Source organism: Pseudophaeobacter sp. 1A09344, assembly GCF_041008745.1.
Lineage (GTDB): Bacteria > Pseudomonadota > Alphaproteobacteria > Rhodobacterales > Rhodobacteraceae > Phycobacter > Phycobacter gallaeciensis_A.
Map to the genome: position 1 here is coordinate 221,951 of NZ_JAXGFS010000005.1, position 24,001 is coordinate 245,951.

The window sequence follows — 24,001 nt, forward strand, 5'->3', positions numbered from 1 at the left end:
CGGTTCCCAAAAAAGGGCCGCTCGATGAACCGAGACCCACAGATTTGCCGGGTGGCAGGCAGCCAGCGCCTCCCCTCGATTCAGCGTGGTGCTCTGGATCAGAGAGGTATCAGTCCGGGACACCCGCCATTTTCAGCGCATGCCCCCATTCCTCTCCGGCGGGTCCTGCCGCAAGCGGCGTGTAGTTGTGGTACCGGCTCATATTGAACATTGGCGCGGCCTTCAGAAGATCCTTAACCGTATCGCGGGCTTCAGAGGTGCGCCCCGACATCTGCAAAGCAATGGCCTTGGTCCCCAGACTGGTCGGATAGGAGGCATTTGCCTCAAGCGACCGGTCCGCAAGCTCGATCGCCCGCCCATAATTTCGCGCGGTCAGGTTCGCGACTGCGGATTCCGCGTCGAAATAATAGCGTTGCGGCCCCAGTGGGGACAGCCGCCGCGCAGCATCAGTCAGTTGTACCGCCTCGTCCGGGCGGTCCTGATAGGCCCTGGTGGTACCTTTGAGCAGCAGGGCCAAGGCTTCGTTTGGATTGTCCTTCAAAGCCAGATCATAGGAAGTCTGCGCCAGATCGAAATGGAACAGGAGATGGCTGGAAATCACGCCCTTCAGCGTATGCGCCAACGAGAAAGACGGATCCGCGCTGAGCGCCGAGGTCGCAAGCTGTTCCGCAAGATGGATATCAAGCTGTCGATCGTTGGAAAAACCCTTCTGGATCCGCAGTACATGCCAGAACCCCATCCATGTCAGAGCAAGCGGATGCTGCGGGGCCCGGCTCAGCAGCACGTTCAGGATTTCACGTGCCTTTTCAAAGGAAGCGGGGTTCATGTCCTGCATCAGGGAAATCGCGCCCATTAACAGCGTGTGCCCCTCCAGCCCTGCCAGCGGCTTGAAGCCGATAAGGCGGATCGATTCGCCCACCACCGTTTGACCGATTTGGCGCGTGGCATCTCTCAGGGCCGCGCTTTGTCCCGCCATCAGGTCCGACAACGGCCCCTGGAAGCTGCGCGACCAGATCACCTTTTCGCGTACCGCATCGTGCAACTCGATATCCGCATTCATCATCTGCCCGCGCACATGCACCACACCAGACACCAAATAGTTCACCCCAGCCACCTGCGAGACTTCGATCGGGCGGATCCGGTTCGGGTCGAATTGCCGCGAGGCCAGATAAGATGTCACGGTGAAAGCCTGACTGCGTGCAAGGCAGCGAGACAGTTCTTCGGACAGCAATGAACCCAGGGGCGAGGTGTCCTCGCCCGGGGTGTGCTGCACGAAGGGCAAGACCGCGATCGGAGGCAGAAGATCATTATACTGCACCCGACCGGTTTGCCCGATTTGCCCAGCGCCGCCGGTGGGCTGCCCTGTCTGCTTTGCCTCGAAGTCCGCGCGCATCTGGGCCAGCCAGCTTTCGAACCGGGTCTCATGCGGCAGTTCGAAACCCTCCATGAACTCGGCCTGATCCTCGGGCTCAATGAACTCCACCCGTGACAGGTCCAGAGTAACGCGTTCCCGGTTAGCCGTAATCGCCTGGGCCGCTTCCGGTCCCAGATGGCGTTTTAGCGTCGATAATGCCGTCCTCAGGCTGGCCTTTGCTTGTTCAGGTTGAGCAAGGCTCCACAAAGTGTGTTCTAAAAATGCTCTTGTTCGGATACCCGATGCTGAGGTCGCCAAAAGGGCCATCAAGGCCTGATGCTTGGCCCCTAGGGGTACGCTGCTGCCATCCGACAGAAATACACCGAACGCGCCGAACTGATTCAACTTGATCAAATTACACATTAATCCACCTAATCGACCGTGATCGCAGGATCAAATTACAACAATGCGACGCAAAGATGTAGTGAAAAATCACCTTTTCAAATAAATAAAGATAATTGAATTGAAATTTACATGTATCATGTTTCTTTAAACACGCATAGGAATAGTAACGGAATGAATTGCCGCCAAGCCAATAAGCTGGATTTTCCGAAAAAATTCGGATTTTCCGCCTTTAAACGCGCCCCAGACGACGCTGGGCGCGGCTTCTCTTAAAAACATAGTTTAACTTAGGCCAAATTTACAAGGAGGCAAGTTACAACGGGATAAACCGGTAACCGTCACCCTTGCGCGCGACCTGACCCAAACCACCCTCTGGTAGATGGTAGCCAATCACCCGCGTCTGCTCGTGAGCCAGTTGATCCAGCAAGCTCATGCGGGCGGCAGCGGCCATGGCTGCATCCTGGTCGGATCCCACGTGCCAATCGGGCCTTTCAAAGCTCACGTGGGAATTGCCGATGGCATCGCCAAGCACCATCACGCTCTCGCTGCCGGACCTGAGTTCAAAGGACATATGGCCCGGCGTATGACCATAGGTCGCCCGCGCCGCGACACCGGGCAGGATTTCTTCGCCATCGCGGAACCGGGTGATCTGGTCCTCCAGGATCTCCATCCGCCGCAGCGCCCCGGCGGCCATGGTAGCGCGGGCCTCGCCGATCGTGTCAATGGTGCTGGGGTCGAACCAGAAATCCCATTCCTGCTGCCCGATGAAATGTTCGGCATTGGCAAACAAAGGATCATCGAAATCGTCCAGAACGCCCCACAGGTGATCCGGGTGGCAATGGGTGAACACCACTTGGGTGACGTCCTCGGGGGATACGCCTGCCGCCTCCAGCGCGGCGGGCAGTTGCCCCGCGCTGGCCTGGAAGGCCGGGCCGGAACCGGCATCGAACAGCACGACACGGTCGCCCTGACGCATCAGCGTGACATTCAGCGGAGGCTCCATCGGATCCTGGGCAACGCCGTGCCGCGTCAGGATCGGCATCAGCTGCTCTGGCGACTGCTCGGGGAACAGGAACCCCTGAGGCAGTACCAGATTGCCATCAGACAGGGTTTGAAGGGACATATCGCCAATCATCAGCCGATCGCCGCCCGAGGCTGCAGCAGCCGATGCCATACCAGCAGCAGATCCTGCCAACGCCATACTGGCCCCTGCCCCTTGCAGAAATTCTCTTCTGTTCACACCCATTGCACCTGCCTCCCAATAATGCATCTGCGCAAATATCCGGCCGCCATGGCACAGTTATATTCACGTACGCGAATTTATATAATTTGGGGTTTGGCAATGTAAAGCCGGGCGCAGAACACCGGGCAAAAACAGACGCGGCTGACAAACAGAAAACCGGCGCGGGTCACCCCGCACCGGTTCATATCAGATTAGCTAAAGAGCGCGCGTTACTGGCGGCTCAGTTCTTTCCATTTGCCATCTTCGACAACCGAGATCACGATATCGTCCGCACCACGGTGATCATCAGCCGCATAGGTGATCTTGCTGTCGGTCAGCTCATCATAGAAATTGAGGCTCTCCATCCCCTTGATAAAGCTTTCCTGCGTCAGATCCTGCCCCGCGGCCTCAAGCGCGCGAATGACCGTATCCGCTGCGGAATAACCCAGCATGGCAAAGCCACCGGCCGGCTGACCGAACTTTTCCTCATAGGCTTTCATGAATTCGGCCGGCACCGGATCTTCGGCGCGGGCGATCAGGCTGACCCAGCCAGCCGCCGCGTAAAGACCATCGGTCACACCACCGGGAACGGCAGCAACCACATCAAGGAACCCGGCCGACGTGTTGAGGAATTTCACATCGGTCCAGCCCAGTTTCTTGGCGGTGCCGACAACGGTGATGCCCTGCCGCACGCCCAGCGCCAGTGTCACCACGTCACAGCCAGCGGACTTCAGCTTTGTGAGCGAGCCGACAAAATCCAGCTCATCCGGCTTGTGCGAGGTTTCCGCCGCATAGGTCAGGCCCAGCTCTTTGCTTACATCCTCGGTGCTTTCCTGAATTTCCTTGCCGAAATCCGACGGGATATACATCGAGCAGACTTCCTTGGCCTCGAATTCACCGGCCAGATATTTCACGCCCACCTGCACCTGATCGTAGTAGCTGGAGAAGCCGATGAATTTGTTGTGCATCGGTTCCTGAAGCATCTGACGCGCGGCGGACAGCGGGCTGATGTTCGGAATGCCCTTGGGGTCCAGCAACTTGAAGCCAGCCACGTTCATCGGTGTGCCCAGCGACAGAAGCATGGCAAAGGCCTTGTCCCGGTTCAGCAGCTTGTTGTAGCCCTGCATCGCGCGCGGGATCTGATAGCCGTTGTCCTCGACGACGAACTTGATCTGGCGACCATGCACACCGCCTGCGGCGTTGATTTCGTCAAAGCGCAGGTTGGCGCCATTGACCGCCGGCACGCCCACCGCAGCAAAGATACCGCTGAGGTCATTCACCGAGCCGATTACGACTTCGCTGTCCGTAACCCCCTGAGTGTCAGCCTGAACAGCCGTGGCCCCGGCAAGGGCTACAGCCGCCATCGTCAGCGCAGATGTCAGTTTTTTCATTTTCGCTTCCTCCCTAAATAACTGTCCGGCGTTCCTTGTCGCCGCCGCTAGTACATGTCGTCGATTAGTGCCTTGTGCTTCTTCTCCACAAAACTGCGTTTCAGTTTCATCGTTGCGGTCAACTCGTCGTCCTCAGCCGTCAGAAGAACGTTGATCAGGCGGAAATCCTTGATCTGTTCGACCCGTGCAAAGTCCCGGTTCACAGCTTCGACCTCTGCTCCGATCAGCTGTACCACCTCCTCCGCGGCACAGAGCGATGCAAAGTCGCTAAAGGGTATCTTGCGGTCCTGCGCGAATTTCTCAACATTTTCCTGATCGATCATGATCAGACAGGTGAGATATTTGCGCCCGTCCCCGATCACCACCGCATCCGAGATATAGTGGCTGAACTTCAACCGGCTTTCGATTTCGGCCGGGGTGATGTTCTTGCCGCCTGCGGTGATGATGATGTCCTTGATCCGGCCGGTGATGGTCAGATTGCCCTTGTCATCCAGCCTGCCGACATCACCCGTGCGCAGCCAGCCATCGGTGGTAAAGGTCTCGGCGGTCTTTTCATTGTTGCGCCAGTAACCCTGGAAGTTGTTGAGCCCCTTGGTCTGGATCTCCCCGTCTTCCGCGATACGCACCTCGACCCCCGGCACCGCGTGCCCCACCGTTCCCGGCGCGTTGGTGTCGAAAGTGTTGATGGTGGACAGGCCGGCGTTCTCGGTCATGCCGTAGCCTTCGATCAGCGGCACACCGATGGACCAGTACCATTCCAATAGCTCGGGTGAGATCGGCGCGGCGCCGGTTCCGCCGCGGCGCATCTTGTCCATGCCCAGCATCCGGCGCAGATTGCGCAGAACAGCAAAATCCCAGAAGGCATAAGACGCCGCCACGCCCGAAGGGACGGGTTTTCCGTACATCACGTATTGCGCCCGCTTGCGCCCGGCCTTGACCGCCTGATGGAAGGCCATACGGCCAATCGGCGTGGCTTCCTGCGCCAGAACCAGGACCCGGGAGTAGATCTTTTCCCAGACCCGCGGCACCGCGAAAAAGGTCGCCGGAGAGACCTCCTGCATATTGTCGAACACGGTTTCCGGGCTTTCGGCGAAGTTCACCGTGCTGGAAGCCGCGAGCGGGAAATAGACCGACACGTTGCGTTCAAGGATGTGGCACAGCGGCAGAAAACACAGCTGATCGTCTGTCTTGTAGACTTCCAGCGCCCGCGCCCCTGCCTCGGTCGAGGCAAGGATGTTCTCATTGCTGAGCATAGCGCCTTTGGGCATGCCCGTGGTGCCCGATGTATAGATCAGAAGCGCCGTGTCCTCGGGCTGGGATTTGGAAATTTCAGCCTCAAAGGTGCCGGGATGGCGCGCTTCATAGGCTTTACCCAGCTCGTACAGATCCTCGATGAAGAGGCATTTTTCATGGTCCAGATCATGCAGCCCTTCGCGTTCATAGATGATGACCTTGGCCAGACCCGGAACCTGATCGGCGATCTCAAGGTACTTGTCGAGCTGTTCGTCGTTTTCGACAAACAGGAACCGGCTGTCGCTGTCATTGACCAGATAGGCCAGCTGCGAGGCGGAGTCCGTGGTGTAGACGCCAGAGGCAATCCCGCCGACACCCTGAATACCCAGGTCGGAGTAAAGCCACTCGCGCCGGTCCTCACTTAAGATCGACACCACCTCGCCGCGTTTCAGACCCAGCGACATCAGGCCAAGGCCAATCCATTTCGCGTGATCCCAGTAATCGTTCCAGGAATAGGCCTTCCAGATGCCCATATCCTTTTCGCGGTGAGCAGTTCGGTCGCCCAGCGCCTGACAACGCAGCTGAAACAGTTTCACGATGGTGTCACAGCCGTCCACCAACACCGGGCGCTGGCCCGGCTCTGCGTTGAACGAAACGCCGTTGAGAACCACCTGCGGGTGTGCGGTCTGTCCAAGGTTTTGCATGTTCATCCCTTCCCCCCTCATCGCCACGTCTTCTTGCGTTTCCAGCGTTTCTCTCCGCGCTGGCCTTCTTCCTGGTGGCCCAAATAAAAGGCCTGGATGTCCTCGGACTGCATCAGGCGGTCGGCGGTGCCGTCCATCACAATGCGGCCGATCTCCATCACATAGCCCACGTCCGCCAGTTCCAGCGCGATGCGGGCGTTCTGTTCCACCAGCATCATGGTCACGTGTTCCTCGGCGTTGAGCCGCCGCAGAATGGCAAAGATCTCCTGCACCAGAAGCGGCGACAGGCCGAGGCTGGGTTCATCCAGCAGCATGATCTTGGGCCGCAGCATCAGCCCACGCCCGATCGCCAGCATCTGCTGCTGGCCGCCGGACAGCGTCCCGGCCTCCTGGTCGCGCCGTTCGGCGAGGATCGGGAAATAGTCGAATACCATCTCCCGGTCCTTTTCGATCTCGGCCCTGTCCGACCGGGTATAAGCGCCAAGGCTCAGGTTTTCATTCACCGTCAAAAGCGGGAAGACCTCGCGGCCTTCGGGCACGTGTACGATGCCCTGACTGACGATCTTGTGCGGCTCCTGTCCCTGAATCGGCTTGCCATCGAACAGCACTTCGCCCTTTTCAGGATCCATGATGCCCGAGATCGTTTTCAGAAGGGTGGATTTCCCGGCGCCATTGGCGCCCAGAACGGTGACGATCTGCCCCTTGTCCACCTTCAGCGACACGCCCCGGATCGCCATGATCGGCCCGTAAAAGCTCTCGAGGTTCTTGATTTCTAGCAAAGGCTCTCCCATCAGACAGCCCCCGCGCCAAGATAGGCCTCAATCACGGCCGGGTTCGACTGCACCTCGGCCGGTGTGCCCTCGGCCAGCTTGGCCCCATCCGCCAGCGCCAGAACGCGGTCGGACACGCCAGAGACCAGCCCCATGTCATGTTCCACCATCAATACGGTGATCCCCATCTGTTTGCGGATGTCGTCAATCCACCAGCGCATGTCCTGCGTTTCCTCAACCGAAAGTCCCGAGGCCGGTTCATCCAGCAGCAAAAGCCGTGGACCCGAGGCCAGCGCCCGGCCGAGTTCAACCACCTTGCGTACGCCATATGGCAGGCCGGCGATCATCTTGTTCCGGTAGGGCTGCAGGTCGAGGAAATCGATCACCTCCTCCACGGCCTCGCGGTGGCGGTGTTCTTCGCGGCGCACACGCGGGGCAAAGAACAGCTCTTCGATCAGCGTGGACTTGCGGTGGCGGTGCCGCCCCACAAGAAGGTTCTGCAACACCGTCGCGTGATCAAAGAGTTCGATGTTCTGAAAGGTCCGCGCGATGCCAAGATCCGCCACCTCGTCCGGTTTGCGATCCAGCAGGTTCTGCCCGTCGAAGGTGAAAGAGCCCGCATAGGGTTCGTAGAACCGCGAAATCAGGTTGAACACGGTCGACTTCCCTGCCCCGTTCGGGCCGACGATGGCATAGACCTCGCCTTCCTCGACCGAAAAGGACAGATCGTTCACAGCCACAACGCCACCGAATTTCAGCGTTGCATTCTTGATCTCCAAAAGGCTCATCTCAAACGCTCCGTCTTCAGGTAGGTTTTCTGGCGACGGAACATGTCCTTGCGCGCAAAGGGGAACAATTCGAACCAGGTCCGTATCTTCAACCAGCGGCCGTAAATGCCCATGGGTTCGAACAGGATGAACAGGATCAGGATCATGCCGAAGACGCCGGTTTCCAGCCCCGGGATGGCGACGCCGCCACCGATCACGCTGTCTTTGAGGATCGACAGACCCTGGGGCAGGAAGGCCACCACAACTGCGCCGAAGAAGGCCCCGTGAATGGAGCCGAGGCCGCCAATCACGATCATCATCAGCAGGGTGATCGAAATCACGATCGAGAAAGTCTCGTTGTTGAAGGTTCCCGCATAGTATCCCATCAGCGCCCCGGCCCAGCCGGTGATCATGCACGACAGGCCAAAGGCGGTCGCCTTGGTGCGGGCAATGTGAACGCCCATGGCAGTCGCCGAGACCTCACTGTCGCGCACCGCAGCAAAGGCACGGCCCAAAGGCGAGCGCAGCAGGTTGCGGTAGAACAGTGTGCAGATGATGGTGACGACAAGCACCAGATAGTAGAACCGGGTCGGCATCGACCAGCGTTCAATCTCGAACCCGAAAATGGTGATCATGTCCGGGAACTTGCCCGACACGCCGCCAGTCCAGGGCTCAAGAAGGACGATAATGTCATCGGCAAGGATCGACAGGGCAATGGTCGCAATCGCCAGATAGATCCCGTGCAGCCGCAGGGCCGGAATGGCGATCACGGCGCCGACGATCCCGGTGATGACCCCGGCCAGCGGGAAAGCCAGAATGAACGGCAGCCCCTGTTCGATCAGGATCGTGTTGGTATAGCAGCCGATGGCCAGAAACGCTGCATGGCCAAGGCTGGCCTGTCCGGTCTGACCGGTCAGCAGCATCAGACCCAGACCGGCAATCGCCCAGATCAGCACGTTGGTGACTTCGCCAATATAGAACTCGTTGATCAGGAACGGCAGGCCAAAGGCAATCAGGATCAGAAGGCCATAAACGCAGGCCGTCCACATATCGGGGAACAGGCGGATATCCTGCTCATAGGTGGTTTTGAAATGAATGCGCATGGGATCAGACCTTCTTCACTCGGACTTGGCTGAACAGGCCGTGCGGACGGAACACCAGCACCGCCAGAAGCAGCGCATAAGGCGCGATCTGCGAATAGCCCGCCGCAAGATACCGTGCCGCGAAGGGCTCGATCACACCCACGATCAGACCACCAGCCAGTGCACCGGGGAGCGAGCCGAAGCCGCCGATGACAGCCGCCGCAAAGGCCTTGATGCCCAAGAGGCCGGCGTTGGGATCAATGGCGCCCTTTGAGGCAAAAAGGATCCCGGCCACGGCAGCGGTTGCACCCGCCAGACCCCAGATCAGCCCCTGCACCCGGCGCACCGGAATGCCCATGAAATAGGCCGCCATCTGGTTCTGACTGGCCGCCTGCATGGCAAGCCCCAGCTTGGTGCGCTGGAAGAACTGGTAAAGCGACCATGTGAGCAGGAAGGTCACCACGATCACCGCGACATCCGCCATGCCAAGCACGACGCCGCCCAGTTGGAGATCGCCCAGTGCAAGCGGGCTTTCCAATGTCTGCGGCTCGTGCCCCCAGATCAAACCAGCCACGAAGCGCAGCACAAAGCCCAGCGCGATGGTCAGGATGACAACCGCAGTCTGGCTCTGCCCGAACAGGTGCCGCAGAATGAAAAAGTCGAGCAGATAGCCAAGAACCGCCATGATCGAAATCGCCAGCGGTGCTGCGACCCAGAATGGCAGGTCCATATATTCTGCGTTGGTAAGGCCAAGGGTCACAAATGCCCCCAGCATCATGAAATCGCCCTGAGCGAAATTGACCGCTTCAGTCGCTTTGTAGATCAGCACAAATCCGAGCGCGATCAGGCCGTAGACACAGCCATTCGCGAGCCCGCTGACCAGGAGCTGCAATACTTCCAAATTTTCCTCCCCCCGCCCGTCATGAGCGGTTCCTGACCCGGTCATTGCCGGGCATATGCGCCTTATTTTGCTGGGTTTTCGCTGCGCCTCCTCAAGCGGCGGAAACCCTTGGCGTCTAAAAACAGACTACTGAGTATGTTTTTCCCCTGTCAATTGCTAAGACCCAGCGTCAAAATGGCAAAATGCGGCTATATTTTGAGCATATGCCCCCCTATTGTTCGCTCCGCGCCCGATGGTGCGCGGCAGCGATCAAGGATGGTGAAATGGCCCCTCCAGCCGCGCCGCCCCGCAAGCAGACGACGTCAGGCGATGCATCATGTTAGAACAGATCAGCGCATCCAAAAGCGAAATTCTTGATGCAGCGGCCCATTGCTTCATGACGATGGGCGCCGATTCCGCATCCATCGACGATATCGCGGCCAGCCTTGGATCGACCAAGGGACGGATTTATCACCATTTTCCCTCTAAAGGCGCGCTTCTGGCTGCGGTACAACTGCGCGCAGCGCGGTTCACCTATCAGGCGGTCAGCGCAGTGGCCGATGATGCCCTGCCTCCGCAGCTTTGTCTGGAACGGATGGCCCGCGCCCATGTGATGGAGGTGCTGCGCTCCCTGCCCTACCACAAAGTGATTCTCCAAACCTATACCGGCGCGCGCGCCAAAACCTCCAACGCGTTTGAACTGGGCATGCAGGCGCAGGTGCGAGCAGAGCACCGGCAGTATGCCGAACTCTTCCGCGACCAGATCGCCCGGGGTATCGAGGCAGACATATTCCCGGAACGCAACCTGACGGTCACGGTTGCCGGGCTGATGCTGATGCTCAATTCCCCGGTCTTCTGGTATCAGCCGGATCGCGGCGCCGGGCAGGAGTTCCGCAACACCATCGCAGACGATCTGGCAGAAATGGCGCTGGCCAGCCTGCGCGCCTAAGCCTCGCAAATCTCCCGCAGGGCTGCGCAGAACCGCGCGGCGGCGGCAGAGAGCTGGTGTTCACTGCGGATACACAGCCCCACCGGACCCAGCGTGCTGTCCGTGTTCAGCGGCAGTAATGCCAGCACGCCCTCCTCCAGATCGGCACGCACCACACCATGGCTGATGATCCAGATCGCCCGATGCTCCAGCGTGAACCGGCGCCCAAACGTGGCAGAGACGGTTTCGATCGGGAAACGGGGCACCGTCATCCCCTGCTCCAGAAACATGCGGTCCACCAGCGGCCGGATGATCGACCCTTCCGAGGGCATCAGTACCGGGAACCCCTCAAAGGCATCAGCCGGGACATGCGGCAGCGCCGCCAGCGGATGATCATGGGCGACGACCGCGATCACCCGTTCGCGGAACAGCGGATCGAAATCCAGCCCCACCATGTGATCGGGCGCGGGCAGACGTCCCACCACCACATCCAGATTGCCCCGCCGCAGTTGGTCCAGCAGGTATTGATTGTCCCCGGTGCGGACCGAAAACCGGCTGTGGCTACCCTCGGTACGCAGCGCCGCCAGGGCATCCGGCACCACTGTCGCCGACACTGTCGGCAAAGCGCCAATAGCCACCCGTGGCCCTTCTGCCTCGTCCAGCCCCTGCAGCATTGCCACCCCGTCCCGTGCCAGCGCCAGACTGCGCCCGGCGTGGTCGCGGAACATCTCACCATAGGCGGACAGGCGGATACCGCGCCCGTGCCGCTCGACCAAGGGCTTGCCGACAACAGCCTCTAGCTCCCGCAGTGTGCGTGTCACTGCAGGCTGGGTCATGCCCAATGCCTCGGCCGCCTGGGTGACGCTGTCCTGCCGGGCGACCTCGACGAAGACCTCAAGATGGCGCAACTTCAGCTGTGCAGACAGACGCATACCATTTCCAATATGAAATCATGCAATTCACAGCATTATACAGTCCAATTTAGATATGCGATAGTACACACCATATGAAAGAGGGAGGACCGGATGACCGACAGCCGTTACGATCAGGGCATGACCGTGCGCCGCAGCGTGCTGGGAGATGCGCATGTGGATCGCGCCGAAGCTGCCAAGACCGATATGGACGTGGCCTTTCAGACGCTGATCACCGAAGGCGCCTGGGGCACCGTCTGGGCCTCGGACGGGATCGGCCAGCGCGAACGGTCGATGCTGACCCTAGCTCTGCTGGCGGCGATGGGAAATTTCGAGGAAATCCCGATGCATATCCGCGCCACCGCGCGCACGGGCGCCAGCCGCACCGATGTGATCGAAACGTTTCAGCACGTGGCGATCTACGCCGGGGTGCCGCGCGCCAACCATGCGCTGAAACTGGCCAAACAAACCTATGCGGAAATGGATGCCGAAGCCGCCGCGTCCCCGGCATCCAAGACCTGAGGAGGATAGGACAATGACGAAACCGACACAGAACATGGCTGAATTCTACCAGCGCGACCGCCGCTGGCACCCGCCAGCCTATGACAAGGACTACAAAACCTCGGTGGCGCGCTCGCCGAAGTTTTCGCTAATCAGCCTGGAAAACACGCCGAGCGAAATCACCGGCCCGCGCTTTGGCCACAGCGATCTCGCCGCCACCGACAACGATCTGATCTCGAACTACGCCAAGCCCGGCGAAAGCCCCATTGGCGAGCGGATCATCGTGCATGGCCGGGTGCTGGATGAAAACGCCCGACCGGTTCCGAATACTCTGGTGGAAATCTGGCAGGCCAATGCCGGTGGACGTTATCGTCACAAGAAAGACACCTACCTGGCGCCGATTGATCCCAACTTTGGCGGCTGCGGGCGCACCATGACGGATGAGGATGGCTACTACTATTTCCGCACCGTGAAGCCCGGCGCCTACCCCTGGCGCAACTGGGTCAACGACTGGCGCCCGGCGCATATTCACGTTTCGGTCTTTGGCAGCGGTTTTGCCCAGCGCCTGATCACCCAGCTCTATTTCGAGGGTGATCCGCTGATCAAAACCTGTCCCATTGTGGCGACGATCCCGGATCCAGACGCCATCGACCAGCTGATCGCGCGACTGGACCGCAACGCGACCATTCCGCTCGATACCATCGCATACAAATTCGACATCGTGCTGCGTGGTCGCCGCTCGACCCTGTTCGAAAACCGTCTGGAGGGGAACTGATGCAACAGAAGCTTGATTATCTGAAAGAAACCCCGTCGCAAACCGCAGGCCCCTACGTCCATATCGGCCTTGCGCCGGGCGCTGCCGGTTTCCAGATCTACGATCAGGAACTGGGTCAGGACATCGCAGGCCCCAATGCCGCCGGTGAGCGGATTCGGATTGAAGGACTGGTAATCGACGGCATCGGATCGCCGGTGAAGGACGTGCTGCTGGAGGCTTGGCAGGCCAATGCCGCCGGTGTCTATGCCCATCCAGAACATCCCGGCGAAGTCGAAGAGGGTTTTCGCGGCTGGGGCCGCGTGATCACCAACTTTGAAACCGGGGAATGGGCGTTTGAGACCGTCAAGCCCGGCCCGGTTATGGGCCGCAACGGTCAGATGATGGCGCCGCATATCAACCTCTGGATCGTGGCGCGCGGCATCAATATCGGCCTCAACACTCGCCTTTACTTTGACGACGAGGCGGAGGCCAACGCGACGGACCCGGTGATCAACCTGATCGAATGGGAGAAACGTCGCGAAACCTTGATCGCCAAGCGCAGCGAACGTGATGGGCAAACGGTTTATCGTTTTGACATTTGCCTGCAAGGTGACGATGAAACCGTATTCTTCGACATCTGAGGAGGGACAGAGTTGAGCAAACCCTGCATTATCTGCGTGGCCATCACCGGCTCGGTGCCGCGCAAGGAACATAACCCGGCGGTGCCGATTACCATCGCCGAGCAGATCGAAAGCACTCAGGAAGCTTTTGAGGCAGGCGCCTCGATCGCCCATTGCCACGTGCGCAACGACGATCAGACGCCGACCTCGGACCCAGAAAAATTCGGCCGTCTGCTGGAAGGGCTGAACAAACACTGCCCCGGCATGATCGTGCAGCTGTCCACTGGTGGCCGCTCCGGCGCAGGCAAGGAGCGCGGCGGCATGCTGTCGCTGCGCCCCGACATGGCGTCGCTGTCAGTGGGGTCCAACAACTTCCCCACCCGCGTCTACGAGAACCCGCCGGATCTGGTCGACTGGCTGGCCTCCGAAATGCGCACCTATGAGGTAAAGCCCGAGATCGAAGCCTTCGACCTCAGCCATATCCATCAGGCGGTGAAGATGAGCCGTGAAGGCGCCATTCCGGGCAAGCTCTATGTGCAATTCGTCATGGGCGTGAAGAACGCGATGCCGGTGGACAAGGAAACCTTTGATTTCTACGTCCAGACGGTCAAACGTCTTGCCCCCGAGGCGGAATGGTGCGGTGCCGGCATTGGTCCGGGTCAGATCATGCTGAACGAATGGGCCATCGCCGCAGGCGGTCACACCCGCACGGGTCTCGAAGACAACCTGCGCATTGATCGCAACACCATGGCGCCGTCGAACGCGGCCCTGGTCAAACGCGCGGCTGACCTGTGTGAGAAATACGAACGCCCCGTTGCCACCTGGCAGCAGGCGCGGGAAATTCTGGAACTGCGCCCGGCCTGAGCCTAGCGCAGACTGTTCACGCGGAGTTGTTCTTGAGGTCTGTTTCTCGCAGGCCCACTTCAAACCGCCTATACAATACGCAACGGTCCGGTCTGATCAGGCCGGACCGTTGCGTCACCTCTGCCGCCCCCCTTGCGGGCCCGGCGTCCTCGGCCTACATCCCCCCTGCGCGCGGCACCCCGTTTCTCTCGAGCCGCTCCTCCCTCGGCGCTGCCTTTTCTTAGGCAGGGGGTTGCCGCGCGCGTTCCTTCTCCTTCTCGTGTCACAAAACCATTGCCAAAGGCCGCTACCAGCCGGGGAACACGGACAGGAGACACCCCATGCTGCACCCCGCTTTTGCCGCCCCCGGAGAGTTTTTCCGCGGCAACCTGCATTGCCATTCCAACAGGTCGGACGGGGTTCTTGACCCGGCGGAGGTCTGCCGCCGCTACAAGGCGGAAGGCTATGATTTCATTGCGCTGACCGATCATTTCGTCGGGCGGTTTGACTATCCGATCACCGACACGCGCGACTTCAGGGACGAGGTCTTCACCACCCTGCCCGGCGCCGAACTGCATTCCGGCGCCATGGAAAACGGTGAGCTGTGGCACATTCTCGCCGTCGGCCTGCCTGCGGATTTTGCGCCGTCCCACTCGCCTGACTTTCACCCCGTCGAAGGCCAGGAAACCGGGCCGCAGATCGCCCGGCGTGCGCGTGAGGCCGGGGCTTTCGTGACCATTGCCCATCCCCATTGGTCGGGCATGACATTGACAGATGCGCGCAGCATCGAAGCGGCCCATGCGGTGGAAATTTACAATCATACCTGTGCCGTCGGCACTGATCGCGGCGAAGGCAGCCATGTCGCCGACCTTCTGCTCTCTGATTGGCGCGACCTGAACCTCATCGCCACCGATGACGCCCATTTCGCTGGCCCCGATCATTTCGGCGGCTGGGTCATGGTCAAGGCAGAAGCCAACGAGCCTGATTTGCTGCTGGAGGCCCTGAAGGACGGAAATTTCTATTCTTCACAAGGGCCCGAGCTGAAGGCTGTGGCGCTGAACGGCGGGCATATCGATGTGGCCTGCAGCCCGGTCTCTTCGGTCATCGTGCAGGGGCATGGCTCTGCCGCAACTCTGCAGCATGGCACCGCGCTGACACAGGCGCGTATTCCGCTCGACCGTCTGAAAGACAGCCCATGGCTGCGGGTTACCGTGATTGACCGGTCTGGCAAGCGGGCCTGGTCCAATCCGATCTGGCGCTGACGCGGATCGCACCGACAACCCGCAGGAACCGGCGCTACTCCGCGCCGGTTTCCTTTGCACAGAATTCGCCGGACAGATCTTTCAGAATTGGACAATCTGGCCGGTTGTCCCCGGCGCAGCAATGCACCAGTTCGGTCAGTGTATCGCGCATCGCCTGCAAATCAGCGATCTTGGCTTCGATCTTGCCGAGATGCTCCTGCGCCAGATGTTTCACATCGGCGCTGGCGCGGCTTTCATCCTCGTAGAGCGCCATCAGCATTCGGCAGTCTTCGATGGTAAAGCCCAGAGCCCGAGCCCGCCCCAGGAAGGCCAGCTTATGCAGGTCGGTTTCGGCAAAACTGCGATAGCCGTTGGCGCTGCGCATGGGTTTGATGAGGCCGATATCCTCGTAATACCGAATGGTTTTGGCAGGCAGCCCTGAACGGGCTGCAACATCTCCGATATTCATGCTGGTGCCTCCTTCATCCCGGTGTCGCATAGGGCGCTATCGCAGTCACCCCTTTCATCTATAGTCGGTCATCGCCCGTACAAGCATCACCAGACAGGCAGGCGTAAAAGGCATTGCAGATCTTCCCCTCCGAAACGGCCGTACAAGCCCGGATGACGCAGAGCTGCACGCAAGCGCCGGTTTTCTACAATACGCCCTCTTGCTGGTGAAAATCCGTGCAACAGGGGTGCTTGCGCCCATAGGGTGGCGAATGTAACGCTGGCGAAAGCAGGGCCAAAAGGTCCGCCAGCGCATGATGCCTCATGCCACAGAACACCCGGCCCGTCGGCCGCCAGACAGAAGCGAAGGAACCCAAACATGATCCGCACCCGTGCCGCCGTTGCCGTTGCTCCCGGCAAACCGCTTGAAATCATGGACGTGAACCTCGAAGGCCCCAAAGCGGGTGAGGTTCTGGTAGAGATCAAGGCCACCGGTCTGTGCCACACCGACGAATTCACCCGCTCGGGCGATGACCCCGAAGGCATCTTCCCCGCCATCCTGGGCCACGAAGGCGCAGGCGTGGTGATCGAAGTCGGCGAAGGCGTCACCAGCCTGGAAGTGGGCGATCACGTGATCCCGCTTTACACACCTGAGTGCCGCGAATGCGAATACTGCCTCAACCCGAAAACCAACCTCTGCCAGTCGATCCGCACCACCCAGGGCGCGGGCCTGCTGCCCGATGGCACCACCCGGTTCTCGATGCTGGATGGCACACCGATCCACCACTACATGGGCTGTTCGACCTTCGCCAACCACACCGTTGTTCCCGAAATCGCGCTGGCCAAGGTGCGCAAGGACGCGCCCTTTGACAAGATCTGCTACATCGGCTGCGGCGTCACTACCGGCATCGGCGCGGTGATCAACACCGCCAAGGTCGAAATCGGCTCCACCGCCATCGTGTTCGGTCTGGGCGGCATCGGTCTCAACGTGATCCAGGGCCTGCGGCTCGCGGGCGCCGACCAGATTGTCGGCGTGGACCTGAACCCCGGCAAGGTGGAGATGGCCACGCATTTCGGCATGACCGATTTCGTCAACCCCGCCGAAGTTGAGGGCGATCTGGTCGCGCATCTGGTCGAACTGACCGGCGGTGGTGCCGATTACACCTTTGACGCCACCGGCAACGTGCAGGTCATGCGCACCGCGCTGGAAGCCGCGCACAAGGGCTGGGGCGAAAGCATCATCATCGGCGTTGCCCCCGCAGGGGCCGAGATTTCCACCCGCCCCTTCCAGCTGGTCACCGGCCGCAGCTGGCGCGGCACCGCATTCGGTGGCGCCTCGGGCCGTACCGATGTGCCGAAGATCGTCGACTGGTACATGGACGGCAAGATCGAGATCGACCCGATGATCACCCACAAGCTGTCGCTGGACGAAATCAACCACGGCTTCGACCTGATGCACGAAGGCAAATCCATCCGCGCCGTCGTGGAATTCTGAGACAGGCCAGCCCGGTTACCAATCAGCGCCGTGGGTCCCTTGGGCTCGCGGCGTTTGCTTTGCCGCTTTCACAGCTGAGCAGAAGCCCTGTATAGAGGGGCCGGTTCACCGCAAGACAGATGAGGCAGAGGCGTGAAGTTTCAGGCCACGGATATTTCACAGACAGCCAGTGCTGCGACGGTCATCTTTGACGCGCTGCGCAAGGCCATCATCCAGGGCGATCTTGCCGATGGCGACCCGCTGCGCCAGGAAGAGATCGCCAAGGCGTTTCACACCTCCCGCTTTCCGGTGCGCGAGGCCCTGACCCGGCTGGAACAGCAGGGGCTAGTCAGAACCCAGCGCTACAAGGGCGCGGTTGTCGCCACCTTGTCGATGCAGGAGGCCGGCGAGGTTTTCGATCTGCGGGCCAAGTTGGAAGCCGATGTGATCCGCCAGGCGGTTCCGAATATGACACCGGACACCCTGCAAAGCGCCGAGGCCTGTCTGGAGAAATTTGCCGCCTCGGACGATCCTATGATCTGGGGGCAACTGAACCGCAAATTCCACGGCGCGCTTTATAGCGTCAGCGGCATGCCCTACCATATTCAGGTCATCGAAAACGCCATGGACCGGGTGGACCGCTACCTGCGCGCGCAACTGGTGATGAGCGGCGGCGTCGATCGCAGTACCGAAGAACACCGGGCCATCCTGCAGGCCTGCGCGACAGGAGAGGCGGAGACCGCCGCGCGGCTAACCTTTGCTCATATTCAGGATGCCAAGGCCTCGCTTCAGGCCCAGTTGCAATCCGCCAGCTGAAGCACGGGTTCGCCCCCCATTTCCGCGTGGCGTCAGATCAGCCGACGATCATCAGTTCCTTCGGGAACGTGGTCAGCGTACGGCAGCCGTCCTCGGTTATCAGCACGTCATCCTCGATCCGCACGCCAAACAGGCCCGGCCCGTAAAGACCCGGCTCATTGGTGTAAACGGTGCCGGCGGGCAGCTCCTGATGATTGCCTCGCATGATATAGGGTGCTTCGTGGACATCGCGGCCAAGCCCATGCCCGGTCTTGGTGCGGATCCGGTCGGCATAGGGCGAGGCTTCCAGAACGCCGGTCACCACATTATCAATTTCATGCGCCGTGACCCCGGCCCGCGTCACCTCCAGCCCAGCCAGATTGGCGCGCAGCACCGTGTCATACACCGCGCGACCTTCGTCACTGACCTCGCCAACAAAAACGGTGCGGGTAATATCGGCGCAGAAGCCGTCCTTGCGACCGCCGAAATCGAACAGCAGTGCATCACCGGACTGTACCTTGTAATCGGCGCGCGCGTGCGCGTGGGGGCGCGCGGAATTGTCCCCGGCCGCAACGATAGGGGTAAAGGCCAGGTCGTCGGCGCCTTCGGCAAACAGAGCCTGGATCAGCGCACTTTCGATCTCTTTCTCGGTCTGGCCGACACGCACGCCTTCGAGAACCCGATGCAGCGCACGCTCTGACAGGCTGATAGCCGCCTCAAGCGCAGCGATATCAGCCGCCGTCTTGATCATCCGTAGTCCCGAGATCTGACGTTCGGCATCGATGATTTCGACATCGGGCATCGCCTGTTTCAACGCGTGATGCACAAAAACCCGCATCACCTGTCCTTCGACGGCCAGCCGGGTCATCGGTAGATGCGCCGCCAGCGCCGCAAAGGCCCCGGCATAGCCATCCTGATCGCGCCAATCAAAAACCGCCCCATCAAAGCCGACCTGCTCCCAGGAGCCAAGTTCAAGGTTCGGAACGATCGCGGCCGGTTTGCCTTCGGCGGGTATCACCAGAACGAAAGGTCGTTCATGGCTCATGAAACTGTGACCGAGAGCCCGCGTAAAATTCGGCCCGGGCACCAGTGCGATGGCCTCCACCTTTAGGGCAGCGGCAAGTTGACGGTAGTCAGCCAGGAGTTGCGTCATCGATTTCGGACCTCGCGCGTTGATGATGTCAGACCAGTGGGCTCTGTTCGTTGCAGCAATGCCTCCGTGATAACATCGAAAATTTGATATTGGAAACAAGGCGTTCCCCGCGCGCCCGTTTTCGGGATCAAACTGCGCCCCCGTCCCCGCCCCTACATCCTCGCGCCCAGAGACATGAGACCGCCTCGGGACTGCCAACATCCTGCAAACGCCTCACAAAGCCGTTAACCATTTGGTAAGAACTGGCGCAAAAACGCTACAAAGTTTAATAGAATTGAGCCAAATGCGGCGACAAAGCCACTATTCCCACCGCTTGAAAGAGTTTCATGTTACTTAAAATGTAGACATAAGACCCAAAATTGACGCATTATGCCCACAATAAGGCCGCAAAGACGGCCATTGGGCAAGACGATACAGGCAATGAACCAGGTGACCCGCTTTGGCGGCGTTGTCCGGTCTATAAGCGAGCAAAAAAATGAGTAGTGTTGGATATATTTCCCGCGATATGACGGGAACGACCGTACAGGGTGTGTTTGCTGAAGGTACGCCGGCCCACCTGAACGTCTCTCAAACAAAAGACATTTCCCTGAACCTTGGCCGATCCGCGGTCGAAAGTTACGCACGGCATGGCGCAGATCTGCATATCGTGCTGGCCGATGGCCAGACCCTCGTGCTGGACAACTTCTTCAGTTACGGCGCGACCGGTGGCAAGAACCTGTTCCTCAGCGCCGATGGCCAGTTCATCGAGGTTGTGCTGGAGGACAAGGCCGATGGCATGCTGTTTGCCAGCTACGAAACACTGGACCTCTCCGGGAAATGGAGCGCCTATGACGAGCTGGTATTCCTGGATGTCGATCGCATCGAACCGGTGATCGCCCCGCTGGCAGCGCCACTGCTGGGCGGTTTTGGCGCCGCCGGTGTCGCAGCGGCTGGGGTCGTCGGCACCGCCGTACTGGTCACAGACGACAGCGAGACCGGAACGCCTCCGGGCCGCGGCCGCGTGCCCACGGTGGACGACCCCGATGCGGTCTACCCCATTGCCGGCTCGACCAACGATCCGGTCGTGATCACCGGCACCGGCACCCCAGGCTCTGAGGTGCGGGTTCTGATCGGCGGCCATACGGAAACAGTGACCATCCGCGATGACGGCACCTGGACGGCGACAATCGCGATCAACGATCTGCCGCCGGATGGCAATTATGATACCACGGTCGAGGTCACCGACCCAGACGGGAATGATTTCAACCTAGACGGGCCGACGGTGATCATCGACACCACCCCGCCCGAGGCCGAGGTCACCAGCGGCACCCAGTCCACCGGTGATATCGTCAATGCGATCGAGCAAGCCGATGGCCCAGTCATCACCGGCAACGGCGAGCCCGGCGCCCGTCTGAACGTGCGGATTAACAACGTTACCCAGCGCACCACGGTCAACGACGATGGCACCTGGTCTGTCACCTTTGATCCTGCCGATATTCCCACTGGCGAATACGAAACCGCCGTGCGGATCCGAACCACAGATGAGTTCGGCAACCGCAATACTTATCACGATGTGCTGGTGGTCGACACCATTGCGCCGCCCATCGGCATCGACACCGTCGAAGGCGACGACAACATCAACTTTATCGAAGCCTCCGACGGCGTGCGCCTAACTGGAACGGGAGAGGCTGGCGCCTCGATTTCGGTTGAGTTCCAGGGCGTTACGCGGACCACAACGGTTTCGAACAACGGCACCTGGTCGGTACAATACGGGTCTGGGCAAATTGCCGATGGCGTCTATGACAGCACTCTGACTGTCACATCGGCCGATGCCGCAGGCAACAGCTCCACCGAAGCCCACACGGTGCATATCGATACGGAAAACCGCGTCACGATCAACACTCAGGTGGGTGATGATCACACCATCAACGCTGCCGAACAAGCCGCAGGCGTAACTCTGACCGGCATGGCCGATCCGGGCGCCACCGTTGTTGTTACCTTCGAAGGTATCAGCCACACAGTCACTGCCGGTGCTGACGGCAGCTGGTCATCGGCTTTCTCCACCGCAGAGATCGGAACCGGCACCTATGATGCTACCGTCTCGGCCGTTGCAACGGACACCACGGGCAACGTCTCGACGGTCACCGAGACCATCGGCGTCGATACAGAAATATCCGCCACGCTAGATGCACAGCAAACCGGCGATAACATGCTGAGCGCGGCAGAAGTCGCCAATGGCTTTGCCCTCACAGGTACTGCCGATGCCGACGCCACTATCGAAGTAACGCTGGAAGGCGTGACCCGCACGGTTACTGCCGATGCAAACGGCAACTGGCAGGTGGATTTCGCGGGCAATGAGCTGTCGACCGGTGAATACGACGCTGCGATTTCCGTGACGGCGACAGATACAGCTGGAAACAGCACCACGACAACCGGCAGTCTGCGCGTTGACACCGCCACCTCTGTGACCATCGATTCAAATCAGGTCGGTGGTGATGACGTCATCAACGCACCCGAAGCAGCAGCCGGTGTCACCCTGACCGGCACCGCCGAGGCAGGCGCCTCGGTTGCAGTGACCTTCCAAGGCGCGACCCGCACGGTGACTGCAGATGGCACCGGCGCCTGGAGCGCAGATTTCGCCGCGTCCGAGATCACTGGCGGTGAATATGACGCCCCGGTGACAGCTGTTGCCACAGATGCCGCGGGCAATACCGCCTCCGCTAGCAGCACCCTGCATATCGACACCGAAACCAGTGTCACCCTGAACACCGCCCGTGCAAAAAGCGATGGCATCCTCAACGCCGAGGAAATCGCTGACGGCGTGACCCTCTCCGGCTCCGCCGAAGCCGGGGCCTCGGTCGCAGTGACCTTCCAGGGGCAGACCAAAACCGTCGTTGCCGATGCCGATGGCCAATGGAGCGTGGATTATACCCCCTCCGAAATCGCAGGCGGCGAATATGATGCCCCGATTTCCGCTACTGCAACAGATATTTACGGCAATACGGCCAGCGCCACTGGCACTCTGCGCATCGATACCGAAACCGCAGTGACAATCGATCCGGGACAGGCAGGCGGTGACAATATCGTCAACGCCGCCGAGGCCGAAGCCGGTGTCACCCTGACCGGTGTCGCGGAACCCGGCTCCGAGGTCTCCGTCACCCTTGCCGGTATCACCCGCGCCGCGGTGGTAGATGCCTCCGGAAACTGGAGCGCAACCTTTGAAGCGGGCGCCATCGCCCCCGGCGAATACGACAGTGCCGTGACCGTAGCAGCCACAGATGCAGCCGGAAACACAGCATCGGCGTCTTCAGTCCTGCGGGTGGATACGGTCGCCGGTACGGTCACCCTGTCGCCAGATCCTGTGGAGCTTGACGATATCATCAACGCCACCGAGCGTGCGAACGGTGTCGAGATCAGCGGCACCGCCACCCCTGGCCTGCTGGTTACAGTCGGGCTTGGCGCCGCCAGTAACCAGGTTGTTGCGGATGTGAACGGTAACTGGAGCACCACTTTCCTGGCGGGTCAGATCCCACAAGGCAACGCAGAACTGCCGATCACTGCCTCCATTGTCGACAGCGCCGGAAATACCGCCAGCGCAACGGATACAGTGGCGCTGGACACGCTGGTCGACCCCTTGACGGTTGCCCCGGACCAGACCGCCGACGATATCATCAACCTCGCCGAACGCGCGGCGGGCGTCACTCTGCAAGGCACCGTGGAACAGGGATCCACCGTTCAAGTCACGATCGCAGGCGTCACCCATGCGGCGACTGTGGATGCTGCCGGCAACTGGAGCGCCGATATCGCCGGTGCAGACCTGCCCGACGGCGATTATACCGCGACAGCAACTATCACCGCGACGGACGGGGCAGGAAACGTCCAGTCCCTGACCGAAAGCTTCACGGTCGACACCAGCTACACTACGCCGGATGTGGATGCCGTGACCTTCTCCAGCAGCGATGTGCGCCGGATCAGTACCGAAGGCGCAACCGACAGCTACACGGTGAATGCCCTTAATAGCGATGGTTCGGTCACAGCCCCCACCGCAAGCGTCGATCAGGACCCGGTGTTCGGAACCGAGTTCACCTTCTCAACCCCAGTGTCGGACGGCACCCATCTGGTGATTACTAGCCAGGATAGCGCTCAGAACGCGTCCAGCACGCTGGTCGTTCTGGAGGACAATGCGACCAACAGCGGCGCGCTGGATCATGCGGGGCTACCGCAGTTCAATATCGATGCTCTGAACCTCGACTATGCTTCCGACGTCTCGCTCAGCCTGACCGAGGCCGACATCAAGGCGCTGTCGGGCAATTCCGACACTCTGACCGTGCATGGCGGGGCGGATGACACGCTGACCGTTGCCAATGCATCGGCCGCAGGCGTCGAGGCCGTCGATGGGCAGATCTACAACGTCTACACCGTCGGCGACGATGGCACCAAACTGCTGGTGGACCAGGACGTCAACGTTCTCATCTGACGACATGTTCCGGCGACGGGTTTTCCCTGCCGCCGGAACCAACGACAAGCCGAAAACCGGCGACGCAGAAGAA

At 60.3% G+C, this 24,001-nt stretch carries 20 protein-coding genes; 9 read left to right on the forward strand and 11 right to left on the reverse strand.

All coding sequences use genetic code 11. The features are described 5' to 3' along the window. Positions 1–109 precede the first annotated feature (109 nt). From SM765_RS11080 to SM765_RS11115, 8 genes are all read right to left on the reverse strand, one after another. Complete coding sequence (locus SM765_RS11080) at positions 110–1,777, reverse strand: transcriptional regulator (protein ID WP_274835094.1); 1,668 nt, start codon at positions 1,775–1,777, stop codon at positions 110–112. Between the two features lie 292 nt (positions 1,778–2,069). After that, the gene (locus tag SM765_RS11085; protein ID WP_274835095.1) at positions 2,070–2,930 is read right to left on the reverse strand and encodes an MBL fold metallo-hydrolase; all 861 of its coding nucleotides are present in this window, start codon (positions 2,928–2,930) and stop codon (positions 2,070–2,072) included. A gap of 278 nt (positions 2,931–3,208) precedes the next feature. After that, positions 3,209–4,369, reverse strand: coding sequence for an ABC transporter substrate-binding protein (locus tag SM765_RS11090; RefSeq protein WP_274830182.1), 1,161 nt, complete (start codon positions 4,367–4,369; stop codon positions 3,209–3,211). Positions 4,370–4,416: 47 nt separating this feature from the next. Beyond that, positions 4,417–6,312 carry an AMP-dependent synthetase/ligase gene (locus SM765_RS11095; protein ID WP_274830183.1) on the reverse strand — a complete coding sequence of 632 codons (1,896 nt, stop codon included), beginning with the start codon at positions 6,310–6,312 and terminating at the stop codon, positions 4,417–4,419. A gap of 11 nt (positions 6,313–6,323) precedes the next feature. Then, positions 6,324–7,097: an ABC transporter ATP-binding protein gene (locus tag SM765_RS11100; protein WP_065272845.1), complete on the reverse strand. Its 774-nt coding sequence runs from the start codon at positions 7,095–7,097 to the stop codon at positions 6,324–6,326. Further along, positions 7,097–7,864 carry an ABC transporter ATP-binding protein gene (locus tag SM765_RS11105; RefSeq protein ID WP_065272844.1) on the reverse strand — a complete coding sequence of 256 codons (768 nt, stop codon included), beginning with the start codon at positions 7,862–7,864 and terminating at the stop codon, positions 7,097–7,099. The genes SM765_RS11100 and SM765_RS11105 overlap by 1 nt, the downstream gene beginning before the upstream one ends. Further along, positions 7,861–8,946, reverse strand: coding sequence for a branched-chain amino acid ABC transporter permease (locus tag SM765_RS11110; protein WP_065272843.1), 1,086 nt, complete (start codon positions 8,944–8,946; stop codon positions 7,861–7,863). The genes SM765_RS11105 and SM765_RS11110 overlap by 4 nt, the downstream gene beginning before the upstream one ends. A gap of 4 nt (positions 8,947–8,950) precedes the next feature. Continuing rightward, complete coding sequence (locus tag SM765_RS11115) at positions 8,951–9,826, reverse strand: branched-chain amino acid ABC transporter permease (RefSeq protein WP_065273757.1); 876 nt, start codon at positions 9,824–9,826, stop codon at positions 8,951–8,953. Between the two features lie 316 nt (positions 9,827–10,142). On the opposite strand from SM765_RS11115, the gene SM765_RS11120 reads away from it, so the two are divergent. After that, entirely contained in the window at positions 10,143–10,754 is a 612-nt protein-coding gene (locus tag SM765_RS11120; RefSeq protein ID WP_065272842.1) for a TetR/AcrR family transcriptional regulator, read from the forward strand. Here SM765_RS11120 and pcaQ read toward each other — a convergent pair. After that, entirely contained in the window at positions 10,751–11,665 is a 915-nt protein-coding gene (gene pcaQ, locus SM765_RS11125) for a pca operon transcription factor PcaQ (protein ID WP_274835097.1), read from the reverse strand. The genes SM765_RS11120 and pcaQ overlap by 4 nt on opposite strands. 93 nt (positions 11,666–11,758) lie before the next feature. On the opposite strand from pcaQ, the gene pcaC reads away from it, so the two are divergent. From pcaC to SM765_RS11150, 5 genes are all read left to right on the forward strand, one after another. Beyond that, the gene (gene pcaC, locus SM765_RS11130) at positions 11,759–12,166 is read left to right on the forward strand and encodes a 4-carboxymuconolactone decarboxylase (protein WP_274835098.1); all 408 of its coding nucleotides are present in this window, start codon (positions 11,759–11,761) and stop codon (positions 12,164–12,166) included. 13 nt (positions 12,167–12,179) lie between these two features. Beyond that, on the forward strand, positions 12,180–12,920 hold the full coding sequence (gene pcaH, locus SM765_RS11135) for a protocatechuate 3,4-dioxygenase subunit beta (RefSeq protein ID WP_274835099.1): 741 nt from the start codon (positions 12,180–12,182) through the stop codon (positions 12,918–12,920). Then, positions 12,920–13,540, forward strand: a complete 621-nt coding sequence (gene pcaG, locus SM765_RS11140; protein ID WP_274835100.1) for a protocatechuate 3,4-dioxygenase subunit alpha — start codon at positions 12,920–12,922, stop codon at positions 13,538–13,540. The genes pcaH and pcaG overlap by 1 nt, the downstream gene beginning before the upstream one ends. 12 nt (positions 13,541–13,552) lie before the next feature. Beyond that, positions 13,553–14,383: a 3-oxoadipate:acetyl-CoA acetyltransferase gene (locus SM765_RS11145; protein ID WP_274835101.1), complete on the forward strand. Its 831-nt coding sequence runs from the start codon at positions 13,553–13,555 to the stop codon at positions 14,381–14,383. Positions 14,384–14,703: 320 nt separating this feature from the next. Continuing rightward, positions 14,704–15,624: a PHP domain-containing protein gene (locus tag SM765_RS11150; protein WP_274835102.1), complete on the forward strand. Its 921-nt coding sequence runs from the start codon at positions 14,704–14,706 to the stop codon at positions 15,622–15,624. A gap of 34 nt (positions 15,625–15,658) precedes the next feature. Here the strand turns inward: SM765_RS11150 and cueR are convergent, their stop codons facing one another. Then, complete coding sequence (cueR, locus tag SM765_RS11155) at positions 15,659–16,072, reverse strand: Cu(I)-responsive transcriptional regulator (protein ID WP_274830189.1); 414 nt, start codon at positions 16,070–16,072, stop codon at positions 15,659–15,661. Between the two features lie 357 nt (positions 16,073–16,429). On the opposite strand from cueR, the gene SM765_RS11160 reads away from it, so the two are divergent. After that, positions 16,430–17,545, forward strand: a complete 1,116-nt coding sequence (locus SM765_RS11160) for an S-(hydroxymethyl)glutathione dehydrogenase/class III alcohol dehydrogenase (RefSeq protein WP_065272835.1) — start codon at positions 16,430–16,432, stop codon at positions 17,543–17,545. Between the two features lie 132 nt (positions 17,546–17,677). Further along, positions 17,678–18,340, forward strand: a complete 663-nt coding sequence (locus SM765_RS11165) for a GntR family transcriptional regulator (protein WP_274837817.1) — start codon at positions 17,678–17,680, stop codon at positions 18,338–18,340. Positions 18,341–18,377: 37 nt separating this feature from the next. Here SM765_RS11165 and SM765_RS11170 read toward each other — a convergent pair whose 3' ends face one another. Continuing rightward, entirely contained in the window at positions 18,378–19,472 is a 1,095-nt protein-coding gene (locus SM765_RS11170) for a M24 family metallopeptidase (RefSeq protein ID WP_274837818.1), read from the reverse strand. A 475-nt stretch (positions 19,473–19,947) separates the two neighbouring features. Here SM765_RS11170 and SM765_RS11175 point away from each other — a divergent pair, with 475 nt between their 5' ends. Further along, the gene (locus SM765_RS11175) at positions 19,948–23,928 is read left to right on the forward strand and encodes an Ig-like domain-containing protein (RefSeq protein WP_274837819.1); all 3,981 of its coding nucleotides are present in this window, start codon (positions 19,948–19,950) and stop codon (positions 23,926–23,928) included. Positions 23,929–24,001: the final 73 nt, after the last annotated feature.